We start from the raw sequence: 10,701 nt of genomic DNA on the forward strand, positions 1-10,701 counted from the left end.
AGAGCCGGACCAGACTCGTGCCGAATCGGCTCGGCAACGTACATTACATTGCGGTCAGGAATGCGGAACATTTCCGAGCGGCAAGCGCAGCGTGAATGAGGCACCGCCGCCGTCACGCTGCTCGGCGCGCACGCTGCCGCCGTGTTCCTCGGCAATCTTCTTGACCACAGCAAGACCCAACCCGGTGCCGCGCGCCTTGCTTGAGGTATAGGGCTCGAACCAGCGCTCACCGAAGCCTTCCGGCAGACCGGGGCCGTTGTCGGCGACCTTGATTTCAACCCAGGCGTTGTCGTCCTCTCGAACGATATCCGTACTCACGACAATTTGCGGCTTGCGCTGATCGCCGATGGCCTCCAGCGCATTCTTGAGCAGGTTGTGCAGGGCCTGGCGCATGCGCACCGCATCAACCTTGATCATCGGTTCGCCTTCGACGAACTGGCGGCTCAGGTTCAGACGCTGGTCGCTGCCGTAGAGGTCAAGCACATCGGTAATCAGTGCATGCAGGGCCACCGGTCTCGTTGTCAGCTGCGGCGGACGTGCATAGTCGCCAAAAGCATTGACCATGGTTTTCAGCGCTTCGACCTGACTGACGATGGTGTGGGTGGCGCGATCGAGCAACTCGCTGTCGTCGGCTGGCAGGCGCCCGATGAAACGTCGGCGCAAGCGCTCGGCAGCAAGCTGGATTGGCGTCAACGGGTTCTTCACTTCATGCGCGAGACGTTGCGCGACTTCGCCCCAGGCGGCATCGCGCTGGGCGCTGTTGAGCACGGTCAGGTCATCGAATACGGCGACGAATCCGCCGTCGCCCGGCAATGCCGCGCCGCGCAGCATGAGTACTCGGCGGCCACTCGATGACTCGACCACAATCTCTTCACGCCACTCGCGCAGACCTTCGCGCATGTGCCGGGCCAATGGATCGGCGATGCTCGCCAGTTCGGGGTGGTCGCGCTTGATCTCGGCCAGCGTGCGCCCGGCATAGCTGCCGATCGAAACGCCAAGAATGATCTCGCCGGCGCGATTGGCAACACGCAGGACGCCGGCATGATCGAAGCCGAGAACCCCGGCCGAAAGTCGCTCAAGCACGGCACCAAGCCAGGCGCGTTGGGTATCGATCTCCTGCGCGCTGCGCTGGGCACGCATGCCAGCAAGCTCAAGTTCGCGCGACATCTGATTGAAGGAGTTGACCAGATGGCCGAGTTCATCGTTGCTGGCCACCGGCAGCGGCGCATCAAAGCGGCCTTCGCCAATTGCTCGGGTGGCGTGAATCAGTCGGCCGACCGGCGCGAGCAGACGGCGTGACACACCGAATGCCGCGAGCACCGCGAACAGTACCGACAAGGTCAGCACGAAGGTCAGAATCAGGCCAAAGGTCAGTTTCAGCGATCCGCGCAGATATTTGAGACGCTGAAAATCGAAACTCGCTTTCTCGATACTCGTGGTCAGCGGTTGCAGGCGCTCAGGCAGTGGATAGAGTCCCTGCAACAGTCGCGGCTTGCCTGCGCCGGATACCGAGCTGATCGGCATGACAACCCGAATCAGGAGGGTGTCGCCGAGCGGTTCGGCGGCGGCAAAGCGGTCCTTGCCACTGACCCGCATCAGGATCGAGGAATCCGGAAACAGCGGCTCCAGATAGCGTGGATCCGAACTGGCCATGGCGAGCACGCGTCGGTCTGCATCGAACACGCTGAGCTGGGTAGCGCCGAGCGGCTCGATCTCGCGATCCAGCGTGGCCTGCAGGTTGCGATCGAACTCGTTGCCGAGTTCGTCGGCAAGTTCGGTGGTTCCCGCCTCGGCCTTGCGCAGATGTTCGTCGACGACGATGCGGCCAACCTCAAGCGCATCATCCAGAGCACGTTCAAGGCTGACATCGAACCAGCTGTCGACAGTGGCGTTGATGAAGCGCAAGGCGAATCCATAAACCACAACCACCGGCGGTACGGCGAGCAGCACCAGGGTCAGCAACAGGCGTCGGCTCAGACGTGCGCCAGGGGCATCGCGACCCAGATCACGGCGCAACCACCACAGGCGTCGGCCGATCAGCACGAACAGCACGAACAAGGCCAGCATCGCCGCGCCAAGCACCCAGGGATAAGCATCGACAAACGCACCGCTGCCGCCCGCAGCCTGTTCAGCCAGCTTCAGCGAGGCCAGTAGCAGGGCGAGTACGGCCAGCGTGGGCAAGACGCGTCGGCCGATCAGGTTCAGCCAGCGGCGACGGTCCACGCATACTCCGGTGCTGAGAGACGCCAGGCCGGCTCAAGCATGGCCGGCAGACGCAGGGCACCCGGCAAGACCGAGTGATCGAGTTGCACATCCAGGGTCAGACGGGTTCCGGCAGGCAGATCGTTGAACTCCGACGACAACGGCAATCGCAATGAGGCCAGGGCATCAATCAGATAGGCGACCGCAGCAAAACTGCGAACTTCGTCGCTGCCGCTGTCACGCAACTGATAGCGCCGAGTCAGCGGAAAATAGCGCAATTCGATCTGACGTCGGTCCGCGATCGTGCCGCGAGTGCTCTGTGCGCGCAGGTGAATAACGAGAGTGATGGGGATTCCGTGCTCCAGGGCGTCATTGATTGGCCCGTTGAGGCGGCAATCGATATCGAGATCGAGGCGCATGCCTTCAGCGGCCGAGGCAAGAGCCGCTTCGCGAACCTGCAAACTGCCAGGCACCTGATCGCGCATTGCATTGCAGCCGACCAGCAAGCCGGTCAGGATCGCGCTAATTGCGAGCTTTTTCCACAAGCGCATAATAAAAACCGTCCATCCCCTTGTTGCCCGGCAAGTTCTGTCGACCGCTGCCGGCAACGCGCCCATGGCGTTCGTGAATGGGCAGCGCGCGCGCATCGACGTGGGCATCGAGCAAATCGGCAATCACGGCTTCGTTTTCGGCACGCAACAACGAACAGGTTGCGTACAGCAGCTTTCCGCCGGGAGCGAGCATAGGCCACAGGGCCGCCCCAAGTCTTCTCTGAATCGCTGCCAGCGGCGCGATGTCAGCGGCACGCCGATGCAACTTGATGTCGGGTTGGCGACGAATGATGCCGCTGGCCGAGCATGGCGCATCAAGCAGGATGCGATCGAACGGCTTGCCATCCCACCACGCCTCCGGGCGTGATGCGTCGCCATGCACGACGTTTGCCGCGAGGCCGAGCCGGGTCAGATTCTCGCGCAGACGCGGCAGGCGACCGGCATCCGAATCGAGCGCAGTCAGCTCGATGTCGGCGCGTTCGAGGATATGTGCACTCTTGCCACCCGGTGCTGCGCAGGCATCCAGCACACGCTGGCCGTCGACGACATCAAGAACATCGACAACCTGCTGGGCAGCGCCGTCCTGGACCGAAAACCAGCCTTCGACAAATCCCGGCAAACGACTGACATCGGTGCTATCGGTCAGAATCACGGCGTCGGCGAGATGTGCGGGTGCGACAGCTTCGATCGAGGCTGCGGCGAAGCGTTCAAGCAGATCCTCGCGCGTGCTTCGGCGTCGATTGACGCGCAGGGTCAGCGGCGCTTCGCAATTGTTCGCGGCAAGGATTGCTTGCAGATCGCGCGGCCAGTCGGTGCCGATGCGATCAATCATCCAGCGCGGATGCGCGGTTCGACTGACCTCATCGCGGTCGGCTTCGGCAAGCAAGACGCTGCGCTCGCGCAGATACCGGCGCAACACCGCATTGACCAGGCCGGCATGGCGCGGCTGACCAAGCAGGCGAGCCGCATCAACGCAGGCTGCGACCACGGCGTATTCCGGCATCGCCATGATTTCGATCTGGACGAAGCCGACGACCAGCAAGGAGTGGATTTCGCACGCCTTTTTCGGCAGCGAGCGCTCAAGTAATTGGGCCAGCACCGCATCGAAACGCAACCACCAGCGCGAGGCCGAAAACAGCGTCGCCGAGAGCAGCGAGCGATCACGCGGGTCGGCGTTGCGGGCGGCGCGCGCATCAAACCCGGAACGCAGCGAAACGCCATCGAATACGACCCGGGCAAGAATGCGTGCGGCATCGGCGCGAATCGCCGCCCCGGCATGGTCGGCCGGGTTGCTCACGCCTGCTCGCCGAGCAGCGAATCAGCCAGTGCCGGGCGTGCATTGAGCCAGTCGCGAACCGTCATGCGCCGTCCGCCATCACGCTGGATTTCGAGAATGCGCAAGATGCCGTCAGACGTGGCAATGTCGAGACCATCAACACCCGCCTTGACGACCGTGCCAGGCGCCAGTGACGTCGCCTCCTCCATGACCTGCGCCGACCAGATGCGCAGACGTTCGCCAGCAAGCCGGGTTTCGGCCACTGGCCAGGGATCGAATGCACGGACTTTACGCTGCAGTGAAATCGCCGGCGTGTTCCAGTCCAGTTTCGCCTCGGCCTTGTCGAGCTTGTGCGCGTATTCGACGCCGCGGTCTGATTGCGCGATCGGTTCAGCGAGTTCGCCGGCAATCAGCTGCCTCAGACCCTCGCCGAGTACTTCGGCACCGAGCACAGACAGGCGATCGTGAAGGCTGCCACCGGTCTCGTCGCTGCGGATTGGTGTGCGCCGCTCAAGAAACACCGGACCGGTATCCAGACCCGCCTCCATGCGCATCAGACCGACACCGGTTTGCCTGTCGCCGGCAAGTATTGCGCGCTGGATTGGCGCGGCACCTCGCCAGCGCGGCAGCAACGAGGCATGTACGTTCCAGCAGCCCAGACGCGGAATCGCGAGCACTGATCGCGACAGGATCAAGCCGTAGGCAACCACCACCAGCAAATCAGGCGCATACGCAGCCAGTTCATTGCGTGCGTCGACGCTACGCAACGATTCGGGTTGCCTGACTTCGATTCCCGCAGCGATCGCAGCCTGCTTGACCGGACTCGCGGTCAACTTGCGCCCACGTCCAGCCGGCCGATCCGGCTGGCTGTAGACGGCCACCACATCGCATCCGGATTGCACGCAGGCACGCAGGGCCGGCACGGCAAATTCCGGCGTTCCAGCGAACACCAGACGTGGGCGAGACGTCATGGATCAGGCGCTTGCGGTCGCGGAGGATTCCGCGTGGCGACGCTGCTTTTCGAGCTTCTTGCGCACCATGTCGCGCTTGAGTGGAGACAAATAGTCGACAAACAGCTTGCCAATCAGATGATCCATCTCATGCTGGATGCAGACCGCGAGCAAACCATCGGCTTCGAGTTCGATCGGATTTCCGGCGACATCCTGGGCGGCGAGGCGTATGCGATCGGATCGATCGACATCGGCAAAGATTCCCGGCACCGACAGACATCCCTCCTGACAGGTCTGGGTGCCTTCGCGCTCAAGAATGCGCGGATTGACGATGGTCATCGGCGCGTTCTTTTCTTCGGATACATCGAGCACCAGCAACTGGATGTGGCGATCAACCTGGGACGCAGCGAGGCCGATTCCCGGCGCCTCGTACATGGTCGTCAGCATATCGTCGCTGAGCTTTTTCAGCGCCGCATCGAACGTGGTCACCGGCTGCGCCTTGGTGCGCAGACGCGGATCGGGAAATTCGAGAATGGTGAGAATGCTCATGGCAGGAAATCCGGGTTCGCGATGGTCGAGTGACGTGCTTGGGTCTGAATATGGGGGCAGACAACGCTACGGGCAAGCTGCCCGCCGGACTTGTCCCGGCTGGACGGCCATTCCACCTGCGCGGCCCCTGTTGGCGCCGCCTTTTTGACTCCTGACGCCCCAGTGAGCCCGCATATCGTCAAAAATCCGACCTCGCCCGGCCGAATTCTCGCCTCAGCCGGCGAAGTTCGACAAGCTGCAGCCCTTTTCAATCCGAAAATTCTACGCGTTTCGGCGGCCACAGGCGATCCGCAGGCTGCCTGAAAGCGGCTTTTCCCCTGTCCTGCGACAGTTTTCCGGAGGCAGTAAAGGCGAGACCCGGCCTGGGCTCACTTTGCGACAAGGTTCCGGTTTCCAGCGAGGAGTCGTTTTATCCGCCAGAAGTTTCCTATACACTCGGCAAAGCCATAGGGGAATCAGGTAATTGGCAGTCATGCTTAAAAAACTACTTTCGATTTCAGCAGGGCTTCTGCTCACGGTTTCCGTGTTTGCCGCGCAGCAGTGGACCGACAACGCACCTCACACCTACATCGTCAAGAAGGGCGATACGTTGTGGAGCATTTCCGCGAAGTTCCTGATCAAGCCCTGGCACTGGCCAGAGATCTGGCAACTGAACAATAAAGTGCGCAACCCACACCTTATCTATCCTGGTGACGAACTGGTTCTGTCTGACGGCAGTGTCAGTCACGGCGAAGGCTCGATCGGCCCGCATATACGCGAGACTTCACTTGATCTTGCGGTCAAGCCGATTCCATTGTCGGCGATCAAGCAGTTGCTCAAGAACACCAAGGTGGTCGACGAGGATGCGATCCGCAATGCGCCGCATGTCGTCGCCATCGAGGAAAACCGCTTGCGCGGCACGTCAGGGCAACTCGTTTACGTTCGCGGCCTTGATGCCAACGTTGGCGATCAATTCGCATTGGTCCGCCCGATGGGCCGCTACTACGACATGCCGCCGAAGAAAGCCGGTGAAGTCCGCGAAACCTATCGCCAGTCACGCGATGGTCGTGATGGGCGTCAGAGCCTGCTTTGGCGGCACGGACCGCATGAGTGGACCTTCAAGGGGCGCGTGCGTTTCCTCGGCTACGAGGTCCTTGAATTCGGCACGGTTCAGGTCACCCGTACCGGCGACCCGAGCTCGGCCTTGGTGACGTATTCGGATTTCGAGGTTCGTGAGGGTGATTTCATCCTGCCTCTGGATGCCAAACCCTACGACGATCAGTTCGTCCCGCATCCGCCCGCATCCGCACCGGACAACATGCGCGTCGTCGCATTTACCGATGCGCTTGCCGTAGTCGGTCCGTCGCAGGTCATCGCGATGACACGCGGCTCGGAAGATGGTGTCGACAACGGCACGACCTATGCAATCTACACCGAAGGCGAAGTCGTCCAGGATCGTACCGACTACCCGGAGGGCAAGAGCCGCGCGTTCTTCAACCCGCATGACTCGAAAGTGAAACTGCCACCCGAATTCGTCGGTCATGTGATGGTCTTCCGCACCTTCAAACGGGTCAGCTACGGGCTCATCATGGACAGTGTCCGTCCGGTCCAGATCGGCGACTTCATGCACGATCCGGACAGCACTCCGTAAGAATCGCCTGACATTCAGCAACGAACGGCGCGGTCGAAGACACCGCGCCGTTTTTGTTTGCGTGTATTGTTAGACTCGGCAAATGTCTCGATCAAGGAAGCCTCACGGATGGCCATGGAAGCCTGGCTGATTCTCTTGCGCACTCCGGGCCTCGGGCCTGCCACGCTGCGCAAGCAGGTTGCCCGGCATGGCAGCGCCGAGGACGTGCTGAAGCATTTCCGTAGCGGCAGGGACGTAACCGAACTGGACGATCAGGCGCGACGCTGGCTGGATGCACCCGATGCGCAGCTCATCGAGTCGGATCTGGCTTGGCTGGCAGCGTCGAACCATCATCTGCTCGGCTGGGATGACAACGACTATCCATCGCTGCTGCGTGAAATCCCGGGTGCTCCTGCGGCGCTATTCATCGATGGCGACGCCAGCCTGCTGTGGATGCCGCAAATCGCCATCGTTGGCAGCCGCAGCGCCAGCGAGGCGGGTATGGCGATCACCCGGCGTTTCTCTCGTGCCCTGGCCGGCGCCGGTTTCGCGATCACCAGCGGCATGGCTGACGGTATCGACGCGGCCGCACATCGCGCAGCGCTGGACGCGCGCGGCCAGACCCTCGCCGTGCTCGGAACCGGGCCGGATCTCGTTTATCCGCGCAAGCATCGCGCGCTGGCCGCCGACATTGCGGCCAGCGGCGCCCTGGTCAGCGAGTTCCCGCCCGGAACGCCAGGCAAAGCCGAGCACTTCCCGAGGCGCAACCGGATCATCTCGGGACTGGCCCTCGGCACACTGGTGGTCGAGGCAAGCATGAAATCGGGCTCATTGATCACGGCCCGCTACGCAACCGAACAGGGCCGCGAAGTGTTTGCCATTCCGGGTTCGATCAACAGTCCGCTGGCCCGTGGATGCCATCAATTGATTCGTGACGGCGCTCGTCTTACCGAAACAGTCGATGAAATCATCGGCGAGCTTTCCGGACTCGCCGCCGCGCTCGGTGATCGGCTGCGGTTGCGACTGCAGGTTCCGGATGACGCCGGCTCCCCACTCGGGAGCCCCGCGTCGAAGGGCCGGCTCAAGCCGCAACGTGATGCAGACTACCAGCGTCTGCTCGAAGCGCTTGGACATGAGGAAGTCGACCTCGATACGCTGGCGGATCGAACCCGATTGGATGCTGGCGCCCTGTCCTCGATGCTGTTGCTGCTTGAACTCGAGGGTGAAGTCAGCAGCGCACGCGGTGGAAAGTACCAGCGCACACCGCTTGACTGAGTCTGTTCACAGCCTGCCAGCGGGACGGCATCGGCACCACCGGCCAATTTGATTGGGTATAGTGCGCCGCGTCGGGCTTGACAGCCCGCGAACGCCTGTGTCCTTCTGATATAGGCGTCACGCGACATCAACCGATTTTTCAGGCTGCGCCGTCAGCGCAGCACCGATCACCGGCGGCAAGGACCGCAACATGGCCAAGAATCTGCTCATCGTCGAATCGCCTGCCAAGGCCAAGACGATCAACAAGTATCTGGGCAAGGACTTTCAGGTCCTCGCTTCGTACGGACACGTGCGCGACCTCGTGCCGAAAGAAGGTGCGGTCGATCCCGATCACGAATTCGCGATGAATTACGATCTGATCGAGAAGAACGAAAAGCACGTCGACGCGATCGTCAAGGCGATGAAACAAGCCGACTCCCTGTATCTCGCGACCGATCTGGATCGCGAAGGTGAGGCGATCTCCTGGCATATCGCCGAGATCCTGCGCGAGAAGAACCTGCTCAAGGACAAGGCCGTGCATCGCGTCGTGTTTTCCGAGATCACGCCGCGCGCGATCAAGGAAGCGGTCGCCAACCCGCGTCAGCTTTCGATGGAACTGGTCAACGCCCAGCAGGCACGTCGTGCACTCGATTACCTGGTCGGATTCAATCTGTCACCAGTGCTTTGGCGCAAGGTGCAACGTGGCCTCTCGGCCGGGCGCGTGCAGTCGCCTGCGTTGCGCATGATTGTCGAGCGCGAAGAGGAGATCGAGGCTTTCATCCCGCGCGAATACTGGTCGGTCGAAGCCGACCTCGCGCATCCGGATCAAGCCTTCAAGGCGCGCTTGCTCAAGCTCAACGACAAGAAGTTCGAGCAGTTCGACCTGACCAACGAAACCGACGCGCGTGCCGCACAGAAAGCCTTGACCAAGGCTGCGCAAGGTCGACTGGTCGTCGGCGAGGTGCAGTCGAAAGAGCGCAAGCGTCGGCCTTCGGCACCATTCACCACCTCGACCCTGCAGCAGGAAGCCGCGCGCAAGCTCGGTTATGCAACCAGTCGAACCATGCGTCTGGCCCAGCAACTCTACGAGGGAATCGCGATCGGCGATGAGGGCGTGGTTGGCCTGATCACCTACATGCGTACCGACTCGGTATCGATATCGCAGGAAGCGACCGGCGAGTTGCGCGAGGTGATCGAGCGCGAATTCGGCCGTCAGGCGCTGCCGGCGGAGATCAACGTCTACAAGTCGAAATCGAAGAATGCCCAGGAAGCCCATGAGGCAATCCGGCCCACGTCAGCGGCATTGACGCCGAAGCGCGTCGCGGCCTATCTCTCGCCCGATCATGCCAAATTGTACGAATTGATCTGGAAGCGTACTGTCGCCAGCCAGATGCAGTACGCCACCCTGAATACCGTTTCGGTGGACTTTCCCTGCGGCCCCGATGCGGCATTTCGCGCCACCGGAACCACGGTTGTCGATCCAGGCTTCCTCGCCGTTTATGAGGAGGGCCGTGACCAGAAGACCGCCGAGGACGATGATCAGGCGCGCAAGTTGCCGAAAATGAAAGTTGGCGAGGCCGTACCCCTGCGCGACATCCTCACCGATCAGCACTTCACCGAGCCACCGCCGCGGTTCTCCGAAGCGAGCCTGGTCAAGACCCTTGAAGAGCATGGCATCGGCCGGCCGTCAACCTATGCCAGCATCATCCAGGTCCTGCTCAATCGCGAATATGTGATCCTCGACAGCCGCCGCTTCAAACCGACCGATGTTGGCCGGGCAGTCGGGCGCTTTCTTGCCAGCCACTTTGCCCGCTACGTCGACTATGACTTCACCGCCAAACTCGAAGATGAACTCGATGCGGTCAGTCGCGGCGAAGAAGACTGGGTTCCGTTGTTGAGCCGATTCTGGAAGCCATTCAAGGCCCAGATCGACGAAAAGATCGAGACGGTCGACAAATCCGAGGCCAGCGGCAGCCGTGTTCTCGGCACCGATCCGAAATCCGGCAAGCCATTGTCGGTGCGCCTCGGTCGCTACGGACCCTTCGCTCAAATCGGCACCAAGGAAGACGAAGAGAAACCAAAATTCGCAAGCCTGCGGCCGGGCCAGAGCATGCACACGATCAGCGCCGAGGAAGCACTCGAATTGTTCAAGCTGCCGCGTACCGTCGGCACGTCCGAGGAAGGCGAAGATATCGTGATCGGCGTCGGCCGATTCGGCCCCTTCGTCAAGATCGGAAAAACCTATGCCTCGCTGGGCAAGGAGGATGATCCGTACACGATCGAACTGCCGCGCGCGCTCGAACTCGTGCG

At 61.7% G+C, this 10,701-nt stretch carries 8 protein-coding genes; 3 read left to right on the plus strand and 5 right to left on the minus strand.

The genetic code is table 11. The annotated features are described in order from the left end of the window. Positions 1-54 precede the first annotated feature (54 nt). The 5 genes from VFN25_RS08280 to def are packed head-to-tail and all read right to left on the minus strand — an operon-like array spanning position 55 to position 5,528. On the minus strand, positions 55-2,223 hold the full coding sequence (locus VFN25_RS08280) for a sensor histidine kinase (RefSeq protein ID WP_325140721.1): 2,169 nt from the start codon (positions 2,221-2,223) through the stop codon (positions 55-57). After that, positions 2,202-2,753 carry a DUF4390 domain-containing protein gene (locus VFN25_RS08285; protein WP_325140723.1) on the minus strand — a complete coding sequence of 184 codons (552 nt, stop codon included), beginning with the start codon at positions 2,751-2,753 and terminating at the stop codon, positions 2,202-2,204. Before VFN25_RS08285 ends, VFN25_RS08280 begins: the two co-directional genes overlap by 22 nt. Next, entirely contained in the window at positions 2,725-4,050 is a 1,326-nt protein-coding gene (rsmB, locus tag VFN25_RS08290; RefSeq protein ID WP_325140725.1) for a 16S rRNA (cytosine(967)-C(5))-methyltransferase RsmB, read from the minus strand. The genes VFN25_RS08285 and rsmB overlap by 29 nt, the downstream gene beginning before the upstream one ends. Continuing rightward, on the minus strand, positions 4,047-5,000 hold the full coding sequence (fmt, locus tag VFN25_RS08295) for a methionyl-tRNA formyltransferase (RefSeq protein WP_325140727.1): 954 nt from the start codon (positions 4,998-5,000) through the stop codon (positions 4,047-4,049). Before fmt ends, rsmB begins: the two co-directional genes overlap by 4 nt. Before the next feature lie 3 nt (positions 5,001-5,003). Next, positions 5,004-5,528, minus strand: coding sequence for a peptide deformylase (gene def / locus VFN25_RS08300; RefSeq protein WP_325140728.1), 525 nt, complete (start codon positions 5,526-5,528; stop codon positions 5,004-5,006). A gap of 472 nt (positions 5,529-6,000) precedes the next feature. On the opposite strand from def, the gene VFN25_RS08305 reads away from it, so the two are divergent. The 3 genes from VFN25_RS08305 to VFN25_RS08315 all read left to right on the plus strand — a co-directional run. Next, positions 6,001-7,158, plus strand: coding sequence for a LysM domain-containing protein (locus VFN25_RS08305; RefSeq protein WP_325140730.1), 1,158 nt, complete (start codon positions 6,001-6,003; stop codon positions 7,156-7,158). Positions 7,159-7,272: 114 nt separating this feature from the next. After that, positions 7,273-8,412, plus strand: a complete 1,140-nt coding sequence (dprA, locus tag VFN25_RS08310; RefSeq protein WP_414648905.1) for a DNA-processing protein DprA — start codon at positions 7,273-7,275, stop codon at positions 8,410-8,412. Between the two features lie 190 nt (positions 8,413-8,602). Then, a partial coding sequence (locus VFN25_RS08315) for a DNA topoisomerase I (protein WP_325140736.1) occupies positions 8,603-10,701 on the plus strand: 2,099 nt, incomplete at its 3' end.

Origin of the sequence: Dokdonella sp. (genome assembly GCF_035703485.1) — a bacterium.
In the GTDB taxonomy this organism is placed as follows: domain Bacteria; phylum Pseudomonadota; class Gammaproteobacteria; order Xanthomonadales; family Rhodanobacteraceae; genus Dokdonella.